The organism is Streptomyces sp. NPDC031049, from assembly GCF_055571015.1.
Genome location: NZ_JBVIGC010000027.1, coordinates 13,233 through 32,494 on the forward strand (window position 1 = coordinate 13,233; position 19,262 = coordinate 32,494).

17 protein-coding genes are annotated in these 19,262 nt (G+C 75.1%); 13 read left to right on the forward strand and 4 right to left on the reverse strand.

The genetic code is table 11. The features are described from left to right. Window positions 1-13 precede the first annotated feature (13 nt). The 9 genes from ACZ45Q_RS31855 (at window position 14) to ACZ45Q_RS31895 (ending at window position 9,445) form a co-directional block, all read left to right on the forward strand. The gene (locus tag ACZ45Q_RS31855) at window positions 14-1,051 is read left to right on the forward strand and encodes an alpha-ketoacid dehydrogenase subunit beta (RefSeq protein ID WP_468267853.1); all 1,038 of its coding nucleotides are present in this window, start codon (window positions 14-16) and stop codon (window positions 1,049-1,051) included. Window positions 1,052-1,117: 66 nt separating this feature from the next. Further along, window positions 1,118-2,131 (forward strand): ATP-binding cassette domain-containing protein, encoded by a 1,014-nt coding sequence (locus ACZ45Q_RS31860; RefSeq protein WP_468267856.1) that lies wholly within the window; start codon window positions 1,118-1,120, stop codon window positions 2,129-2,131. Next, window positions 2,128-2,955, forward strand: coding sequence for an ABC transporter permease (locus ACZ45Q_RS31865; protein WP_468267859.1), 828 nt, complete (start codon window positions 2,128-2,130; stop codon window positions 2,953-2,955). The genes ACZ45Q_RS31860 and ACZ45Q_RS31865 overlap by 4 nt, the downstream gene beginning before the upstream one ends. Before the next feature lie 34 nt (window positions 2,956-2,989). Next, complete coding sequence (locus ACZ45Q_RS31870; RefSeq protein ID WP_468267862.1) at window positions 2,990-4,042, forward strand: alpha/beta fold hydrolase; 1,053 nt, start codon at window positions 2,990-2,992, stop codon at window positions 4,040-4,042. Window positions 4,043-4,256: 214 nt separating this feature from the next. Further along, window positions 4,257-5,711 (forward strand): AMP-binding protein, encoded by a 1,455-nt coding sequence (locus ACZ45Q_RS31875; RefSeq protein ID WP_468267865.1) that lies wholly within the window; start codon window positions 4,257-4,259, stop codon window positions 5,709-5,711. A gap of 227 nt (window positions 5,712-5,938) precedes the next feature. Beyond that, complete coding sequence (trpA, locus tag ACZ45Q_RS31880) at window positions 5,939-6,856, forward strand: tryptophan synthase subunit alpha (protein ID WP_468267868.1); 918 nt, start codon at window positions 5,939-5,941, stop codon at window positions 6,854-6,856. 1 nt (window position 6,857) lies between these two features. Further along, on the forward strand, window positions 6,858-7,994 hold the full coding sequence (locus ACZ45Q_RS31885) for an acyl-CoA dehydrogenase family protein (RefSeq protein ID WP_468267871.1): 1,137 nt from the start codon (window positions 6,858-6,860) through the stop codon (window positions 7,992-7,994). A 69-nt stretch (window positions 7,995-8,063) separates the two neighbouring features. Continuing rightward, on the forward strand, window positions 8,064-8,747 hold the full coding sequence (locus ACZ45Q_RS31890) for a transglutaminase-like domain-containing protein (RefSeq protein ID WP_468267875.1): 684 nt from the start codon (window positions 8,064-8,066) through the stop codon (window positions 8,745-8,747). Then, entirely contained in the window at window positions 8,744-9,445 is a 702-nt protein-coding gene (locus ACZ45Q_RS31895; RefSeq protein ID WP_468267878.1) for a phosphoribosylanthranilate isomerase, read from the forward strand. The genes ACZ45Q_RS31890 and ACZ45Q_RS31895 overlap by 4 nt, the downstream gene beginning before the upstream one ends. Here ACZ45Q_RS31895 and ACZ45Q_RS31900 read toward each other — a convergent pair. The 3 genes from ACZ45Q_RS31900 to ACZ45Q_RS31910 form a co-directional block, all read right to left on the reverse strand. Continuing rightward, the gene (locus ACZ45Q_RS31900; RefSeq protein ID WP_468267881.1) at window positions 9,414-10,658 is read right to left on the reverse strand and encodes an MFS transporter; all 1,245 of its coding nucleotides are present in this window, start codon (window positions 10,656-10,658) and stop codon (window positions 9,414-9,416) included. The two genes, ACZ45Q_RS31895 and ACZ45Q_RS31900, sit on opposite strands and share 32 nt — an antisense overlap. Before the next feature lie 259 nt (window positions 10,659-10,917). Beyond that, window positions 10,918-12,066 (reverse strand): cytochrome P450, encoded by a 1,149-nt coding sequence (locus ACZ45Q_RS31905; RefSeq protein ID WP_468267884.1) that lies wholly within the window; start codon window positions 12,064-12,066, stop codon window positions 10,918-10,920. A gap of 113 nt (window positions 12,067-12,179) precedes the next feature. Then, on the reverse strand, window positions 12,180-12,815 hold the full coding sequence (locus ACZ45Q_RS31910; RefSeq protein ID WP_468267888.1) for a PadR family transcriptional regulator: 636 nt from the start codon (window positions 12,813-12,815) through the stop codon (window positions 12,180-12,182). 139 nt (window positions 12,816-12,954) lie between these two features. Between ACZ45Q_RS31910 and ACZ45Q_RS31915 the strand changes: the two genes are divergently transcribed. From ACZ45Q_RS31915 to ACZ45Q_RS31925, 3 genes are all read left to right on the forward strand, one after another. Continuing rightward, window positions 12,955-14,352, forward strand: coding sequence for an aldehyde dehydrogenase family protein (locus ACZ45Q_RS31915; RefSeq protein WP_468267891.1), 1,398 nt, complete (start codon window positions 12,955-12,957; stop codon window positions 14,350-14,352). A 94-nt stretch (window positions 14,353-14,446) separates the two neighbouring features. After that, entirely contained in the window at window positions 14,447-14,935 is a 489-nt protein-coding gene (locus ACZ45Q_RS31920; protein ID WP_468267894.1) for a DUF4188 domain-containing protein, read from the forward strand. Window positions 14,936-14,949: 14 nt separating this feature from the next. Continuing rightward, window positions 14,950-16,497: an MFS transporter gene (locus ACZ45Q_RS31925; protein WP_468267897.1), complete on the forward strand. Its 1,548-nt coding sequence runs from the start codon at window positions 14,950-14,952 to the stop codon at window positions 16,495-16,497. Window positions 16,498-16,567: 70 nt separating this feature from the next. On the opposite strand, the gene ACZ45Q_RS31930 is transcribed toward ACZ45Q_RS31925, so the two are convergent. Further along, window positions 16,568-17,194: an RNA polymerase sigma factor gene (locus ACZ45Q_RS31930; protein WP_468267900.1), complete on the reverse strand. Its 627-nt coding sequence runs from the start codon at window positions 17,192-17,194 to the stop codon at window positions 16,568-16,570. 378 nt (window positions 17,195-17,572) lie between these two features. Between ACZ45Q_RS31930 and ACZ45Q_RS31935 the strand changes: the two genes are divergently transcribed. Next, complete coding sequence (locus ACZ45Q_RS31935) at window positions 17,573-19,174, forward strand: PDR/VanB family oxidoreductase (RefSeq protein ID WP_468267903.1); 1,602 nt, start codon at window positions 17,573-17,575, stop codon at window positions 19,172-19,174. Window positions 19,175-19,262: the final 88 nt, after the last annotated feature.

The window sequence follows — 19,262 nt, forward strand, 5'->3', positions numbered from 1 at the left end:
AGGAGAACACCCGATGGGCCGGACGCTCACGTACTGGCAGGCGATCGCCGAGGCCACCGTGCAGTGCATGGAGGCGGACCCCTCCGTCGTCGTCGCCGGACAGAACGTCGACGACGCCAAGGGCTCCTACGGCACCACCCGCGCGGCCTACGAGCGCTTCGGCGCCGCCCGGGTCATCGACACCCCCAACAGCGAGAACGCCGTCGCCGGCATCTGCATCGGCGCCGCCGACCAGGGGCTGCGCCCGCTGGTGGTGCACACCCGCGCCGACTTCATGTTCCTGGCCATGGACGCGCTGATCAACCTCGCCTCCAAGTGGCGCTACATGTACGGCGACCAGGGCGGCGTCCCCGTCGTCATGCGCGGCGTCGTCGGCCGCGGCTGGGGGCAGGGCGCCACCCACTCGCAGAGCCTGCACTCCGTCTTCGGTCACTTCCCCGGCCTGTACGTGGCCGCCCCCGCCTCACCCGCCGACGCCAAGGGCCTGCTGACCTCCGCCCTGCGCTCCGACACCCCCGTGGTGCTGATGGAGAACCGCTCGCTGTACGCCACCGAGGGCGAGGTCCCCGAGGAGCCGTACGCGGTGCCGTTCGGCAAGGGCCGCATCGCCCGCCCCGGCACCGACGTGACCGTCGTGGCCGCCTCCCTGATGGTCCACGAGGCCGAGCGCGCCGCCGACCTGCTGGCCGGCCAGGGCGTCAGCGTCGAGGTCGTCGACGTGCGCAGCGTCCGCCCCCTCGACGAGGACGTCATCTGCTCCTCGGCCGCCCGCACCGGCCGGGTCGTGATCGCCGACACCAGCTGGGCCCGCTACGGCTTCTCCGCCGAGGTCGCCGCCGTCATCGCCGAGCGCGTCCCCGAGGCGCTGCGCGCCCCGGTGCGCCGGGTCACCCCGCCGGACTGCCCGGCACCGGTGTCCTGGCCGCTGGAGGAGGCGTTCCACCCCGGCGCGCAGAAGATCGCCGACGCCTGTCTGGACCTGGTCGGCGGCGACCGGTCCGCCGTGCCCGCACTGGCCGGCGTGGACGCCGGGTTCATCGGGCCCTACTGAGCCGGAACGCACGACGGCCGGTTTCCCCGCGACGAAGCCGGTTCCCCCGCGACGAAAGGAAGACACGTGGAATCGAGCAAGTCGGCCGTGGTCGCCGAAGGGCTCCGCAAACGCTATGGGAAGGCCACCGTGCTCGACGGGCTCGACCTCGTCGTGCCCGAGGGCTCGGTGTGCGGCCTGCTCGGCCCCAACGGCGCCGGCAAGACCACCACCGTCGGCATCCTGTCCACCCTGCTGACCGCCGACGCCGGCCGCGCCGAGGTCGCCGGCTTCGACGTCGCCCGCCAGGCCGCCGAGGTCCGCTACCGCATCGGGCTCGTCGGCCAGCACGCCGCCGTCGACGAGGTCCTCAGCGGCCGGCAGAACCTCGTCATGTTCGGCAGGCTCTACCACCTGTCCCCGGCCGCCGCCCGGCGCCGCGCGGACGAACTGCTGGAGCGGTTCCGGCTCACCGACACCGGCACCAAGCCCGTCAAGGCGTACTCCGGAGGCATGCGCCGCCGTCTGGACCTGGCGGCCAGCATGGTGCTCGCCCCGCCGGTGCTCTTCCTCGACGAGCCGACCACCGGCCTCGACCCGCGCAGCCGCAACGAGGTCTGGGACGCCGTCCGCGCCCTCGTCGACGGCGGCACCACCGTGCTGCTCACCACGCAGTACCTGGAGGAGGCCGACCAGCTCGCCGACAGCATCTCCGTCATCGACTCCGGCCGGGTCATCGCCGAGGGCACCCCGGACCAGCTCAAGGGCCGCATCGGCGGCGACCGCGTCGACGTCGTGGTGCGCCGGGCCGCCGACCTGCCGGCCGCCTCCGGCGTCCTCGCCCCGGTCGCCACCGGCGACGTCGTCACCGACGAGGACACCCGGCAGATCTCCGTCCCCGTCCGCGACCGGGCCGCCGCCCTCACCGACGTGGTCCGCGTCCTGGACACCGCCGGCATCGCCGCGGAGGACATCGCGCTGCGCCGGCCCACCCTCGACGAGGTCTTCCTGCACCTGACCGGCTCCGCCACCGGCACCACCGCGGAGCAGACCGACCCGAACACCAGCGACGAGAAGAAGACGGAGGGCGTAGCGGCATGAGCGTCGCCATCCCCGACCTGCCCCGCGGCCCCTTCGGGCGCCTGCGCTGGGCGCTGGCCGACGGCTGGACCGTCACCCTGCGCGGCCTGACCCACTGGACCCGCGAACCCGGCACGGTCATCAGCGGGCTGCTGTTCCCCGTGCTGATGGTGCTGATGTTCGGCTACTTCTTCGGCGGCGCCATGCAGGTGCCGGGCGGCGGGAACTACCGCGAGTTCCTCATCCCCGGCATGTTCGTGATGACCATGGTGTTCGGCATGGGCGAGACCGTCACCGCCGTCTCCGCCGACAAGAACCGCGGCGTCACCTCCCGCTTCCGTGCCATGCCGATGGCACCCTCCGCGGTGCTGGTCGGCCGGTGCGTCACCGACATGCTCAACTCGGTCCTCGCCCTCGCCGTGCTGTTCGCCGTCGGCCTCGCCGTCGGCTGGGAGGCCCACGGCACCGCCGCCGAGACCGTGTTCGCCGTCGGCCTGCTCCTGCTGCTGCGGTTCGCGCTGACCTGGATGGGCATCTACTTCGGCCTGCTGATGAAGGGACCGGAGGGCATCACCCTGGTGCAGACCCTGGAGTTCCCCGTCGGCTTCCTCACCAGCGCCTTCGTCGCACCGTCGACCATGCCGGGCTGGCTGGGGACCATCGCCGAGTGGAACCCGCTGTCCTCGACCGTCGCCGCGACCCGGGAACTGTTCGGCAACCCCGGCTGGGGCGGCGACTCCTGGATCGCGCAGCACGCCACCCTCATGGCCGTGGTGTGGCCGGCCGTCATCTTCGCCGTCTTCTTCCCGCTGTCCGTACGCCGGTTCCGCAACCTGACCAGCTGACCCCCCGCTCACCCCCACCTGCGGAGACGACACCATGCCTCTGCGCCTTCGAGCCAGGCTGACCGCCGTGGCCGGTGCGGCCTCGATCGCCGCGACCGCGCTCACCACGACCCCCACGGCGGCGGCCGAGGGCCCCCGCGCCACCACCGCCGTCCGCTGCGCGCCCTTCACCGCCGAGGTCCCCCTCACCCCGGGCGCCCGCGCCGACCAGCGCATCGCCGGCACCCTGTGCGAACCACGCGGCCGGCGCGCCACCACCGCCCAACTGCTGCTGCACGGCGGCACCTACGACCACACGTACTGGACGGTCCGCGGCAACCCCCGCGGCCCCTCCTACGCGGAGGCCGCCGCCCGCGCCGGACACGCCGCCCTGGCGATCGACCGGCTGGGCACCGGCCGCAGCTCCGCCCCGCACAGCTCCCGCTTCACCGACAAGACCCACGAGGGGGTCGTGCTGCACCTGGCACGGCTGCTGAGGGAACGCGGCCACCGCAAGGTGGTCCTGGCCGGCAACTCCTTCGGCGCCACCGTGGCCCGGATGGTGGCCGTCCACCACCCCGGCGCCGTCGACGGGCTGATCCTCACCGGCGAGGGCGCCCCGCCCGACGAGGCCGACTTCGCGGCGATGGGCCCGCTGTACGGGACCGCCGCCCAGCAGCCGTTCCTGGCCCGGCGAGGACTGGACGACGGCTACCTGGCCCTCGCGCCGGGCGGGAAGGCGGCCTGGTTCTACGACCACACCACCGCCGACCCGCGCGTCGTCCTCCGCGACGAGCTGAACCCCGAACCCGACGTGTACCCGGCCGACCCCGGCTACGGGGACATCGCCCTCAACCGGCGCATCACCGTGCCCGTGCTGGTCGTCGTCGGCCAGAACGACCGGCTCATCTGCGGCGGCTCCGGCAGCGACTGCTCCAGCTCCGCCGCCCTGCGCGCCTCCGCCGCCCCGCTGTACGGGCCGAAGGCCCGGCTGGAGGCCCTCGTGGTGCCCCGCACCGGCCATGTGCTCAACCTGCACCGCACCACCGGCCAGTGGTACGGCCACGCCCAGGAATGGATCGACCGCGAGGTGACCCCCGGCAGCTGACGCGGCCCCGGACCACCCCTCCAGGTGCCGTGGACACATCCCCCCTGTGTCCACGGCACCGCCGCGTCCCCGCCGCGTCCCCCCGGCCCGCCGCCTGCACCGCGGCTCGAACGCCGCTCCAGAACCCGGTCCGACCATCGAGGCGGACGACGCGTTTCGAACCGAGCGAAGACGAGGCGATGACCCGGCGATGACGACGGCAGGGGAGCAGCGCATGAACGCCACGCTGGTGGACGGCTTCCTGGCACAGGCCCGGCGCCGGCCGGACGCCGTGGCACTGACCGGAGACTGCGAGGAGGTCAGCTACGCGGCCCTGCTCGCCCGCGCCACCGCCGAACGCGGCCGGATCGCGGCCCTCGGACTCGCCGCCGGCGAACCGGTCGGGGTCCTCGCCGTCAAGTCGCCCGCCACCCTCGCCCTGGTGCTCGCCTGCCTGCTGGAGCGCCGCCCGGTGCTGCTGCCCTCGCCGACCCTCGGCGAGGACGTCCGCGCCCGGCTCACCGAGGCGGCCGGCGTCCGCCGCCTGCTCACCCCCTCCGACGACGACGGCACCGCGGCCGAGCCGTACGCCCCCGCACCGGCCCGCCCGGACACCACCGCCTTCGTCCTGACGACCTCCGGCTCCACCGGCGTGCCCAAGGCCGTCCCGCTGCCCGCGGCGGCCGTCGACCGCTTCACCGCCTGGGCGGGCGACGCCTTCGGCATCACCGAGGACACCCCCGTCCTCAACCACGCGCCGCTCAACTTCGACCTGTGCCTGCTCGACGTGTGGACCACCCTCGCCCGCGGCGGCCGGGTCGTCCTCGCCGACCCCGGCCGCGCCACCCGCGGCGCCCACCTGTTCGACCTGCTCCAGCGGCACCGGGTCGAGGTCGTCCAGGCCGTGCCCATGGTCTACCGGCTGCTCGCCGACGCCGCCGCCGGACGCCCGCTGCCCACGGTGCGGCACGCCCTCACCACCGGCGACGCGCTGCCCGCGCCGCTGCTGGCCGAACTGCCCCCGCTGCTGCCCGCGGCCCGGCTGCACAACGTCTACGGCTGCACCGAGACCAACGACAGTTTCGTCCACGAGATCGACCCCGGCCGGGACACCGGCACCGGCCCGCTGCCCATCGGCCGGCCGCTGCCGGGTGTGCACGCCCTGGTAGTCGCCGAGGACGGCACGGTCGTCGACGGGGAGGGCCGCGGCGAGCTGTACGTCTCCACCCCCTTCCAGAGCGAGGGCTACCTCGGCACCACCGCCGGTGCGGCCTTCGCCCCCCACCCGCGGGGGCTGCCCGGCCGCCGCTACTTCCGCAGCGGCGACCTCGTGCACCGCGCCGCCGACGGCACCTTCACCCTTCAGGGCCGCACCGACTTCCAGGTCAAGGTGCGCGGCGTACGCGTCAATCCGCAGGAGGTCGAGGCGGTCCTGCTCGCTCACCCACTGGTCCGCGAGGCGGCCGTGCTGGCCCTGCCCGACCCGGTGGCCGGGAAGCTGCTGCACGCCGTGGTGCGCCGCGACCCCGGCGCCGGCCTCGACGGCCTGGCGCTGCGCGGCCACCTGGCGCGCGGACTGCCCCGCGCCGCCATCCCCTCCACGGTGCGCGTCACCGAGGACCCCCTGCCCAGGACCAGCACCGGCAAGGTCGACCGCGAGCGGGTCGCCCACGCGCTGCTCCCCGCGTGATGACCCGGCACCCAAGCCCGGCCCCGGCCCCGGCCCCGGCCCCGGCGCCGTCGCGTCCGGCCTCGGACCCGGCCCCGTCCCTCGCCCCGGCCCCGGCGTCGTCGCGTCCGGCCCCGTCCCTCGCCCCGGCCACAGCCCCGGCCCCGGCCACCGACCCAGCCCCGGCCCCGCCCTTGACGACGCGTCAGCCGCCCCCAGCCGCACCCCGCCCGCCAGGAGGAGCCGACATGCCCCACGCCGAGTCCCCGGGGCGCCGCGCCCCCGCCGCGCCCCCGACGCCGGGCTTCTTCCCCCGGCGCCGCGACGGACGGCCCGGCCTCGCCGTCTTCCTCAACGCCGGCGACCCGCCCCTGGACCTCCTTCCCGACCTCGCCGCCATGCTCGACGACACCGGCGTGGAGTGCCTCGAACTGGCCGTGCCCTTCCCCGACTCCGTCACCGACGGGCCCGTGGTGCGGCGCTCGGCCCGCCGCGCCCTGGACGCCGGCACCACCGCCACCGCCGTCCTCGACACGGTCGCGGCCCTGCGGCCGTCCCTGCGCCGGCTGCGCGTCGCCCTGCTCGCCGACTTCTCCCACACCGTCAAGGGCCCCGGACTCACCGACTTCACCGCCCGTGCCGCCGACGCCGGCTGCGACGGGCTGCTGCTGCACGGACTGCCGCCCCGGCTGCGCGAGCCCTACCTCGACGCCGCGGCGCGGGCCGCGCTGCCCGTCGTGGCCACCTGCTACGCCGTCTCCCGGCCCGAGGCCGTCGCCCGCGCCTCCGCCGACGCCTCCGCCTACGTCTACCTGGTCGCCCACTACGGCCGCAGCGGCACCGCCGCCCCGCCCGACGAGGCCGCCCTCACCCGGACGATCGCCGCGCTGCGCCCGGCCGCTCGGGTGCCCGTCGCCGTCGGCTTCGGCGTGCGCACGGCCGCCGACGTCGACCGGCTCGGGCGGCTGGGCGCCGACGCCGCCGTGATCGGCAGCGCGGCCGTCGCCGAGATCGAGCGGGCCCTCGAGGCGGGCGGCGACCCCGTGGCCCGGCTGGCCGCGTTCACCGCCGCCCTGCGCCCGCACCCCCGCACCCCGACGGAAGGAGCACCCGCCGTGACCACCCCCACCCCCGAGCCGGCGCCCGCCGGGACCGGGACGGCGTGAGATGCGCTTCAGCGACGACGACGAGGCACTGCGCCAGGGTCTTCGCCCGTGGCTCGAGAAGCTGAGCGACGGCCATGTCGAGCGGGACGCCGAGGCCGCCTTCTCCCGGGACACCTGGGAGCTGGTCCGCCGCACCGGCATCCTCGGCCTGCCCTTCGAGGAACGCTACGGCGGCCTCGGCCGCTCCCTGCCCACCACGATGTACGTACTGGAAGGGCTGGGGGAGGGCTGCCGCGACGCGGGGCTGAGCTTCTCGGTGTGCACCAGCATGGTCAGCACCGGCGTGCCGTTGCAGCGCTTCGGCTCCGCCGCGCTCAAGGAGCGCTACCTGCCCGGCATCTGCTCCGGGGAGCTGATCGGCGCCCACGCCATCAGCGAACCCGACAGCGGCTCCGACGCCCTGGCCATGCGCACCCGCGCCGAACGCGACGGCGACGCCTTCGTCCTCACCGGCGGCAAGGCCTTCGTCAGCAACGGGCCGGTCGCCGACGTGTTCGTGGTGTACGCCAGGACCGATCCGCGCGGAGGCCCGCTCGGCATCACCGCGTTCCTCGTCGACCGGGACACCCCCGGCCTCGACGTCGGGCGCCCGGTGCCCAAGATGGGCCTGCGCACCTCCCCGCTCGGCGAGCTGTTCCTCGACGGCTGCCGGATCCCCGCCGACCGGGTCCTCGGCCGCGTCGGCGGCGGCTTCCTGGTCCTGGACCACGTGATGAAGTGGGAGATCCTGTGCTCCTTCGCCGTCACCGCCGGCGAGATGGGCCACCGCCTGGCACGCTGCGTCGAACACGCCCGCACCCGCACCCAGTTCGGCCAGGCCATCGGGTCCTTCCAGGCCGTCTCCCACCGCATCGTCGACATGCGGATCGGCGTGGAGACCGCCCGCCGCTGGCTGTTCGGCACCGCCGAGAGACTCGTCGCCGGGGAGAACGTCACCGAGGACGTCGCCATCACCAAGCTGGTCACCAGCGAGGCCAACGTCGCCTCCGCCCTCGCCGCCGTGCAGATCTTCGGCGGCAACGGCTACATGGCCGAGTACGGCATCGAGAAGGAACTGCGCAACTCGGTGGCCGGGACCATCTACTCGGGCAGCTCCGAGATCCAGCGCAACCGCATCGCCACCATGCTCGGCCTGTGACCCGGGGAAGGACCCCACGGCCACCGAGGACCCACGGCCACCAAGGACCCCGAAGACCTAGGACACCCCATGACCGACGCCGCCCTGCGCGCCACCGCCTTCCTCGACCACACCTCCCCGGAGGTGACCGGGTTCGTCCGCACGGCCCTCGCCGGCACGACCCCCACCGCGACCGCCACCGAACGCGCCGTGGCGCTGTACTACGCCGTACGCGACGGCATCCGCTACGAGATCTACGGCGCCGACCTCAGCCGCGAGGGCCTGCGGGCCAGCGGCGTCCTGCGCACCGGCTCGGGCATGTGCCTGCACAAGTCCGTCCTGTACGCCGCCGCGCTGCGCTCCATCGGCGTCCCCGCCCGCCTGGTCCTCACCGACGTCCGCAACCACCTGGCCTCCCCGCGCCTGATCCGGCTGCTCGGCGGCGACGTCTTCCACCAGCACTGCCTGACGTCGGTGTTCCTCGACGGCCGCTGGGTGAAGGCCACCCCCGTGTTCAACCGCACGCTGTGCCGTCTGTACCGCATGGCGCCCCTCGACTTCGACGGCACCGCCGACAGCGTCCACCACCCCTACGACGCCGAGGGCCGCCGCCAGATGGAGTTCCTGCGCCACCACGGCGAGTTCGACGACCTGCCCTACGAGGACGTCCTCGCCGCTCTGCGCTCGGCGCACCCCGGCCTCTTCCGGGGCGACGGCACCGGCTTCACCGCCGGCTCCCTGGCCGCCGAGGCGCACGGCGGGAGCGCGGCGTGACCCTGGTCAAGTTCTGCGGGGCCGTCACCCGGCGCGAGATCCGGGACCTGGCCGACGCCGGCGCCGACCTGGTCGGGCTGTGGCACGCGGTCCCCGGCGGCCGGGCCGAGCTGCCGCCCGACCGGCTGGCCGGCCTGGCCGCCGCGGCCCGCGCCGGCGCCCTGACCCCGGTACTGGTCACCCTGTCCACGGACCGCGACGAGCTGACCGCCGCCCTCGCCGAGACCGGGATCGGCTGGGTCCAGCTCCACGGCTACCAGCCCCCCGCCCTGGTCCGTGCCCTCAAGCGGCACGGCCCGCCCGGACTCACCGTCGTCAAGGTGCTGCACCTGCGCGGGGGGCACTGCCCGGAGGCCGCGCTGCTGCGTGCCTACGAGCGCACCGGCACCGACGTGTTCCTGCTGGACACGGCCACCTCCGACGGCGCCCTCGGCTCCACCGGCGAGCCCCTCGACGCGACGGCCGCCGCCGGTCTCGCCGACCGCCTCACCCGGCCCTTCCTGCTGGCCGGGGGCCTGGACGCGGCCAACGCCGCCGACTACGCCCGCCTCACCGCCCACCCCCGTTTCCTCGGCGTGGACGTCGACTCCGCCGCCCGCGGCCCCTCCGGCCGGCTCGAGGCGGAGCGGGCCCGCGCCGTGCGGGAGGCGTGGACCGCCCCGGCGGTCACGGGTCGCGCGAGCGCAGGAACAGGGTGAGCACCACCGCCGTCCCCGCCACCCCGGCCGCGCCGACGACCAGCCCGGGCGCGAGGACGGTGCCGGCCGCGCCGGACAGGGCGACGGCGGCGCCCTGCGCGGCCATCATGCCGCTGGTCTGCACGGTGAACAGCCGCCCCCGGTAGGCCGGTCCGGTCGCCGCCAGGATCAGCGGGTCGATGCCCTGGTTGCAGGCGAAACCGGCACCGGACAGGGCCAGCAGCGCCACCGCGACGGGCACCGGCGGCGCCAGGAGGAACGCGGCCAGCGGCGCCTGGGAGCAGACCAGCAGCGGCACCACGAGCCGCCGCCGGCGCTCCGGCGCGAGCCGCGCCACCGCCGTCTCGCCGAGCACCGTGCCGGCGGCGTACCCGGTGAACAGGGCGCCCGCCGCGGTGGCGGGGGCGCCGGCGTGGGTGGTGTAGGCGACGGCAAGGCCGTCGCCGACTGCGGAGAAGCCGGGCACGGCCCAGGTCAGCAGCACCAGCCGGCGCACCCTGCGGTCGGCGAACAGGTGCCGCAGGCCGTCGGCGGAGTCGGCGAGGACACCGGCCACGGAGCGGCGGCCGTCCGGTGCGAGGGCCGGCGTGGCGGGTGTGCGCAGGCCGATCAGGGCGGCGGACAGCAGCAGGCTCGCGGCGTCGGCGGCGAGCATCCAGTGCGGGCCGATCGCGGCGACCAGCACGCTGCCCAGGGCGAATCCGGCGACGACGGCACTCTGGCTGATGGTGCGCAGCAGCGACCGGCCCACCGGGAAGAGGTCCGCGTCGAGCAGCTGGGTCAGGCTCGCGGCGCGGGCCCCCTGGGTGACGGGGGCGACGAACCCGGTGACCAGCAGGAGCAGCAGCAGCGCGGCGACGGGCAGCCCGGGGACGAGCATGGCCGCGACGCATCCGGCGGCCAGCAGGTCGCAGCCGACCAGGACCCGGCGGGGCGGGAAGCGGTCGGCGACGGCGGACAGGGCGGCGCCGCCGACGGCGTAGGGCAGGAAGGCGCAGACCAGCACCAGCGACGACAGCAGCGGGGACCCGGTGCGCTGGTAGACGAGGATCGACAGGGCCACCTCGGCGGCCAGTTTGCCGGCCATGGAGACGGCGTGGGCGGCGAACACGGCCCGCATGCCGGGGGCCCGCAGCACCGCCCGATAGCCGGGGTTCGCGGGAGCGGCGGGGGTCGCGGGAGCCGGTGCCGGGCCGGCGTCGGTCCCTCCCACAGGCCTTCCCCCTCGCTCGTGCGTGCCGTCCGGTCCGGGGCGCCGCCGGACCTGCCGGACCCGGGGGCGCCACAGGTCTTGCCGGACCCGGGCGTCCCGGGTCCGGCAGACCGTGTGCTGGCTCAGTCCCGCGTGTGGGGGACTCGTCCCGCGTGGCGGGGCGTTCAGTGGGCGTGACGCATCGCTGTCACCTCCTGGCGGTCTCGGTGGTGGGGGGTGGCTCGTTCCGGCGGGCGCCCCGGCGGACCGGGGCGGGCCGTCAGAACGAAACTCGCAGGGAGTACATCCCGTGCTCGGTCACGTTGGGCCGGGGCACGGGTTCGGCCAGCAGCCGGGCCTCGGGGAAGCGGCGGCCGACGGTGCCGAAGACGTGGCGGGCGACCTCCACGGCGACCTGCGCGCCGAGGCAGGCGTGCGGGCCCCGGCCGAAGCCCAGGTGACGGTTGGGCGTGCGGTCCCAGATCAGCGTCTGGGGGTCCGGGAAGACCGAGGCGTCCCGGTTGGCGGCGCCGAGGAAGCAGGAGACGACCTCGCCCCTGCGGATCCGCCGCCCGCCGAGCACGGTGTCGCGCACGCAGGCGCGGCTCTCCACGTGCACGGGGCCGGCGTAGCGGACCAGTTCGTGGACGGCCTTGTCGGTGTCCACCACGACGCGTTCGCCCGGCGGGATGCGCAACAGTGTCAGCAGACCGGTGACCAGGAACCGGCTGGCGGTCTGGAACCCCGCCTGGAGCACCACCCGCAGCGAGTTGAGCAGCACCTCGCGGTCCACGCCGGCGCCCGGCGCCTCGGCCAGGACGTGCCGGGCGAACCCGTCCGGCAGCGGTTCCTCCGTCCACCGGCTCACCAGCCGCGACAACTCGGCGCGGGCCGCGACCCCGGGCTCGTAGCACTCGGGGCGCAGGCTGGCGTCCATGCCGTCGACGATGGCGTTGGACAGCGGCACGAACCAGTCCCGGTCCGGCTGCGGCACGCCCAGCAGCGTGGTGACGGCCCGCAGGGCGACGGGCTCGGCGACCAGCCGTACGAAGTCGAAGCCGTCCTCCTCCTTCTCCGCCAGGGCCAGTTGCTCGTCGACCACGGTGCGGACCGCCTCGGTCAGCCGGGCCGGGTCGGCGGCCTTGAAGCCGTCGAGCATCAGCTTGCGTATCCGGGTGTGCTCGGGCGGGTCCAGGGTCTGGAGGCTGAGCAGCGCGGGCGGGGTGTCCACACCGACCCGGCGCCAGTCCTGGCAGAAGGTCTCGGCGTCCCGCAGGGTGGTGAACGCCTCCTCGTAGCCGGTGACCAGCCAGGCCTCGATGCCGGAGTCCCAGACGACGGGGCCCTGTTCCCGCCAGGCCCGGTAGAGGGGGTGCGGGTCGATCAGCGCACTCGGTTCGAGCAGACGCCAGATCCCGGTGTCCGTCACGTGCCCTCACACTCCCTCGTGCGTCGTCGCCGTCGCAGATACAGAGGGGGCGGGGGAGCTCTGGATACACCGGCGCCCGGAGTTCTTCCGGGGGCGGGAGCCCGGGCGCGCGGTCAGGAGGCCTTCGGGGCGTCGGTGCCCGTGCCGGTGCGGGTGCTCGTGCCGGCGTCCGTGCCGGTGTCCGTGCCGGGTTCCCCGGCCGCCGGCCGGTCGCTGCCGGCCTCCTCGCCGGACCGCTCCGCCTCCAGCTGGGCGGCGGCCCACTCGGCCCAGCCGGCGATCGCGGAGGAGATCCGCACGCCCAGCTCGGCGGCGTACACGCCGAAGCCGGTGCTCTGCGGGTCGCGCAGCATGTCGCGCTGCTGGGTGATCTCCTCGGTACGCCGCTGGTAGTACGCGGCCTCCTCCCGCACCAGCCGGACCGCGTCCTCCCGGTCGAGGGTGGGCAGCAGGAAGGCCCGCAGCGCGTTCTCGTTGCGCACGGTGCGGTTGGGTTCGACCTCGGTGAGCCAGTGGCGCAGCGCGTCCCGGCCGGCCTCGGTGACGCCGTAGCGCTTCTGGCCGCGCGGGCCGGCGTCCTCGACGGTGACGAGTCCGGTCTCGGCCAAGCGTGCCAGCTCCGGATAGACCTGGCTGTGCTGGGCCGACCAGACGTGACTGAGGGATTCGGCGAACGTCCTGGTCAGCGCATAGCCGTTGGTCGGGCCCTTGGTGACCAGCAGACCGAGAAGTGCCATCCGCAGGGACATGGCGCCTTCACCCCATCCATCGTTTTGAGCCATCCGGTGAGTGACACCCTTGACATGTAAATATTGACACTGTTCTCTAGATCATGTCAACCTTGACATGTCAGAACTGTCAGTCTGAGGGGAGAGTGTGAGAGTGCCGATGACCACGCGTGCCCCTTCCGGGCCCTTCCTCCAGGAGGGAGTGGGCGAGGCGCCGGAGGCCTCCGAGGCCGAGGTGCGGGCCGCCGCCGCCGAGGCCGCCGCCGCCCAGCCCGGCTGGGCCGCCCGCGCCCCCGAGGAGCGGGCCGCGGTGCTGCGCCGGGCGCTCGCGCTCCTCGCCGAACCGCCGCCGGACCTGCTGGACCTTTTCGCCCGGGAGTCCGGCGCGATCCGCCCCAAGGCCGAGATGGAACTGGGCGCCGCCATGGGCGAACTGGCCACCGCCGCCGGCCTCGCCGACCAGGCCGCGGCACCGGTCGCCCTGGACAGCGCCGTCGAGGGCCGCACCGCCCGCGCCGAGCGGGTCCCGCTGGGCGTCGTGGGCGTCATCACCCCCTGGAACATGCCGCTGATGCTGGCCCTGCGCTCGGTGGCCCCCGCCCTCGCCCTGGGCAACGCCGTGCTGCTCAAACCCGACCCCCACACCCCCCTGGTGGGCGGCCTGTTCGTGGCGTGGCTGCTGGAGCGGGCCGGCCTGCCCGCCGGTCTGCTGCACGTGCTGCCCGGCGGCGCCGCGACCGGCACGGCCGTCGTCGAGGCGCCCGAGGTGGAGATGGTCTCCTTCACCGGCTCCACCGCCGCCGGCCGGGCCGTCGCCCGCCGCGCGGGGGAGCTGCTGAAGAAGGTCTCGCTCGAACTGGGCGGCAACAACCCCTTCGTCGTCCTCGCCGACGCCGACATCGACGCCGCGGCCTCGGCCGGCGCCTTCGGCTCCTTCGTCCACTCCGGCCAGCTGTGCATCGCCGTCGGCCGCCACCTGGTCCACCGCTCGGTCGCCGAGCGGTACACCGCCGCGCTCGCCGCGAAGGCCGAGGCGCTCACCGCGGGCGACCCCGCCGACCCCGCCACCCGCATCGGGCCCCTGATCGACGCACGCCAACTGGCCAGGGTGCGCGCGATCGTCGCCGACACCGTCGCCGCCGGCGCCCGCCTGGTGTGCGGAGGAACCGCCGACGGGCTGGTGCACCGGCCCACGGTCCTGGACGGCGTCCGCCCGGGCATGCGGGCCTTCGACGAGGAGATCTTCGGCCCCGTCGCCCCCGTCACCGTCTTCGCCGACGACGACGAGGCCGTCGCCCTGGCCAACGCCACCGACCACGGCCTCGCCGCGGCGGTCTACGGCGGTTCCCCGGAGGCGGCCCGCGCGGTGGCCGGCCGGCTGCGCGCCGGGATGGTCCACGTCGGCGACCAGACCGTGGTGTCCGAACCGCACCTGCCGTTCGGCGGCGTCGGCTGCTCGGGCAACGGCGGCCGCTTCGGCGGGCCCGCCGCCGTGGACGCCTTCACCCAGTGGCGCCTGACCACCGAGAGCACCCCGCCGCGCCGCCACCCCTTCTAGCGCCCGCCCGGCGAGTCCCGCCGGCCGCCCGGCACCCCCGCCCACCGCACCGCCGACTCCCCCCACCGACCCCCGACCCGAAGGAGCGTCCGAGATGGGGCAGAAGGTCTACCCCGGCCGCTACGCCGCCGCGCCGCCCGAGGGAACCGTCGTCTTCCTGATCGGGATGCGCGTCAACTCCTGGTGGAAGATCCACCGCTGGCTTCCCGCGTTCCGGGCCATGGTGCCCATGCTCAAGGAGGTCAACCAGCGCTCGGAGCACGGATTCCTCGGCTACCACGTCTGGTTCGGCCGCACCACCGTCGTCCTCCAGTACTGGCGCAGCCTCGACGACCTGATGGCCTACGCCCGCAACGCCCAGGCCGAACACGTCCCCGGCTGGCGGAACTTCAACCGCAGCGTAGGCAACAGCGGGGACGTCGGCGTCTGGCACGAGGCCTACGTCACCCGCCCCGACGACCTGCACATCATCTACCGGAACATGCCGCTGTTCGGCATGGCCAAGGCGACCGGGCACGTCCACCGGGGCGGCGACGGCCCGGTCGTGGCGACCCGCCCGCCGCACGGCCGGGCCGCCGCCTGAGAGGAGGCAGTGACGTGACCCCCACCCCCAGCGCCCCGGCCGCCGCCCGGGGCGCCCCGCCCGCGGCCGGCCCGCCGCCCGCCCGGCCCCGGCTGCTGCTCCTCGCCAGCTGCCTCGGCCTGTTCATGTCCTTCATCGAGGTCACCGCGGCCATCTCCACCCTGCGCGCCATGCAGGTCGACCTGGGCGTGGCACCCGCCGACCTCAGCTGGGTCTCCAGCACCTACACCCTGGTGGTGGCGGCCGGAGTCCTCTCCGGCGGGGCCTTCGGCGAACGCTTCGGCCGGCGCCGCGTGTTCCTGCTGGGCGTCGCCGCGCTCGCCGCCGGTTCCCTGGTGGTCGCCGCGAGCGACGGCTACGCGCAGGTGCTCGCCGGCCGGGCGATCAGCGGCGTCGGCGGGGCGCTCGTCCTGCCCACCTCGCTCGCCCTGATCACCACGTCCTTCACCGACCCGCGCGAACGCGGACGGAAGATCTCGGTGTGGGTGTCGGTCTCCGGCTTCGGACTGGCCCTCGGCCCGCTCATCGGCGGTGCCCTGCTGGACGCCTCCGGCTGGCACGCGGTCTACCTCGTCAACGCGGTCCTCGCCGTGGCGACCGTGGCCGTCACGCTGTACGCCGTGCCCGAGAGCCGGGTGCCGGGCCGGCCGCTGGACTGGCCGGGGCAGTTCCTCGCGGTGGCCGGCCTCGGCTGCCTGGTGACCGGCGTCGCCGTCGGCGGCCGGGTCGGCTACGGCGATCCGCGCATCGTCGCCGCCCTGGTGGCCGCCGTGGCCGCACTCGCCGCGCTCGCCGTCGTCGAGGCCCGGGTCCCCGTGCCGATGCTCAACGTGCGCATGATGCGCTCGGCGCCCTACACCGCCGCGCTGGTGGTGGCCGCCGCCGGACTGTTCGCGTTCGTCGGGGTCACCTTCCTCGAGGTGCAGTTCCTCCAGCGGGTGCAGGGCGCCGACGCCCTCGACACCGGCGTGCGGCTGCTCGCCGCCATGGCCGCGTTCGTGCTCTCCACCGCCCTCGCCTCCCGGCTCGCCGGCCGGGTCGGGGCCGCCCGGCTCCTGGTGGCGGGCTGCGCGCTGACCGGCGTCGCCGGCCTGGTGCTGCTGCTCCAGCGCCCCGACAGCCCCTACGGCGTCACCGCGGCCGGCCTGGTGCTCGCCGGGCTCGGCTCCGGCCTGGTCGTCGCGCCCTCCACGACGGCCGCCCTGGCCGTCGTACCGCCGCCCGCCGCGCCCGCCGCGTCCTCCGCGGTGACCGCCTTCCGGCAGGTCGGCTCCGTGCTGGCCACCGCCGCGCTCGGCGCGGTGCTCTCCCTGCGCTTCCTGGACGCGCTGCCCGCCGAACTGGACGCCGCCGGTGTGCCCTCCCCGGTCGCCAACGTCGTCCTGGACCGGGCGGGCAGCGGCTCCGACGGCGGCGGCGCCACGCCCGACGGGGTGCACGCCGCCCTGGGGCAGGCGTTCACCGACGGGGTGCACGCCGGGATGCTCGTCATCTCGGTGGTGTCCTTCGCGGCCGCCGCCCTGGCCGCCGTGTTCCTGCTGCGCGGGCCCGCCAGGACCTGACGGTGCGTCACCGCCCGCGAGCGGGGCCGCCGGAACGCCACTCGGGCGTCCCGGCGGCCCCGCACCGGTCTCAGTCCCGCCCGGCCAGCTCGCCGTGCAGCTTGGCGAGGATGCGGCGCCGGGTGGGACCTATGGACCCGCGGGCGATGCCCAGGGTCTCGGAGATGTGGTCGTAGCTGAGGGGCGGCTCGGCGAAGAGCAGCCCCAGCAGCTCCCGCTGCTGGTCGGGCAGGTCCTCCAGGACGGCCTGAAGGCGCTCGCCGTCCGCCCGGGCGAGGACCCGTTCCTCCGGCGCCGGCATGGCGTGCTCCGGATCGGCGGCCCGCACCAGGTCGGCCGGCTCCGGGACGCTCACCACCCGCCGGGACTGCCGGGACCGGGCGATCGCCTCCCGTTTGGCCACCGTCACCAGCCAGGCGGAGACCCTGCCGGGCTGCTTCAGGGTGTGGATGTGCTCCACCAGCCGCTGCCAGGTCAGCTGGTAGGCGTCCTCGCAGTCGGCGTGGCTGAGACCGTGCGAGCGCACGACGGTCCACACGGCCGGGCTGTACAGCCGGATCAGCCGCTCCCACGCCCTGACGTTCCCCGCCCGGCACTGCTCGATCAGCTGCTCCAGCCCGACAGCGGGCCGCCGCCGCTCACGGCGACGGCTTTCGGTGTCGCGCTCGGTTTCTCGGTCGACAGGACGTACCACCACAGGCCGCCATTCCTTTCCGGAAGCGTCGTGCGTGTTCCTGAGCCAGGGCGGCGACACTATGGTTCACGCCACATCGGCGGCAAAGAAACGGCCTGTCCGAATACTGCTTCTGACGCCGTATCAGCTCACATTCGTGCCGGGGGAAACCCGGCCACCTGCGCCATTGCGGGAAAAGGAACGGAACTGACAAAGGACTGTCAGCTTTCGGTACGCATGTCAGCGGGTTGTCAGTCGGCCACTTTCCCCGCCTCTTTTCCCGGCGGAATCCGGAAAGCGAAACCGGAACCGGTCACCCGGTTTCCGTCCGGACTCCAGCAACGCCTGTGATCCTCGGCCCCTGTCGACCCCCCACCGACACGAAGGGAACGTGAGGTCATCGTGTCCACCCCCGCACTGGACCGGCCGGCGACCCGGCCGCCGCAGCGTCAGCAGCCACCCCCACCCGAGGAGGGGCCGGACGGCAGGAAGCGGAAGCGGCGCGGACGGCGGGGGGAGTTCCGCCTCGGCACCCGGGGGCGGAAGCTGACGCTCGCGCTGCACATCACCTCGTCGGTCGGCTGGATGGGCCTGTCGATGTCGATGGCCACCCTCGCCCTGATCGGCTACCTCACCACCGACCCGGGCATCGCCGAAGGCGCGTACTACGCGATGTACATCTTCGACGAGACAACGGTGTCCATCGTCAGCCTCGTCAGCGGCGTCACCGGCGTCCTGCTCGGCTGCGGCACCCCCTGGGGGCTGCTGCGCCACTGGTGGGTGCTGGTCAAGTGGGTCCTCGCCCTGTCGATCGCGGTGTTCGCCTGGGTCTACACCCACCCGCTGGTGCTGACCGCCGCCGAACGCGCCGGCGAGGCCGAGGGCGGCACCTACCGGCCCGGCACCGAGGCCGCCGTGCTCGCCTGGACCGTCCCGCCGGTCTTCGCCCTGCTGGTCTTCCTGTCCCTGCTGTCGGTGTACAAGCCGTGGGGCCGCACGCCCCGCGGACGGCGCCACGCGGCCGCCGCCCGGGGCAGGAGGCCCGCCGGCGCCGCGGCCCCGGACACGCCGGTGACCGTGGCGGCCGTCGAGCCCCTCGCCGAGGACGTCGTCGCACTGCGGCTGGAACCCGCCTCGGGCGAGCCCGTCGCACCGTGGACGGCCGGCGCCCACATCGACCTGGTGCTGCCCTCCGGCCGGATACGGCAGTACTCCCTGTACGGCGACCCCGGCGACCGCTCCTGCTACCGGGTGGCGGTGCTGAAGGAACCCGAGGGCCGCGGCGGCTCGCTGGAGGTGCACGGGCTCGGCACCGGCGACCGCATCGCCGTGCGCGGGCCGCGCAACCACTTCCCGCTGGCCGACGCCGAACGGTACCTGTTCGTCGCCGGCGGCATCGGCGTCGTGCCGTTCCTGCCGATGATCGAGGAGGCCGAGCGGCGCGGCGCCGACTGGCGCCTGGTCTACGTCGGACGCCGCCGGGCCGGCATGGCCTTCCTGACCCGGCTGGAGCGGTACGGCAGCGACAAGGTCCAGGTGTGCGCCCGCGACGAGTCCGACCGCCCCGACCTGGCGGCCCTGCTGTCCGCCGCCCCGGCGGGCACGGCCGTCCACTGCTGCGGCCCCGACGGCATGATGCGGGCCGTGGAGGAACTGATGGACCGCACCTGCCCGCAGGGCACCCTGCACCTGGAGCGGTTCACCCCGAGCGCCCGCCCGGCCTCGCCCGACGCCGACCGCTCCTTCGACATCGAACTGAGCAGCACCGGCGAGGTGGTCCACGTGGCCGCCGGCCGGTCGGCTCTGGAGGCGCTGCGCGAGTCCGCGCCCGGCCTCGCCGCCTCCTGCGAGGACGGCCTGTGCGGCTCCTGCGAACTGCGGGTCCTCGACGGCGCCCCCGACCACCGCGACGACGTGCTCTCACCCGCGGAACGCGCACGCACCGACGTCGTCTACCCGTGCGTGTCGCGGGCCCGCGGCGACCGGCTGGTGGTGGACCTCTGATCCGCGGCGGGGGGGGGGGGGGGGGGGGGGGCGGGGCGCAGCAGCTCATAACCGCCCTCCCCACCCCCTCCACCCGACAAAGACAACG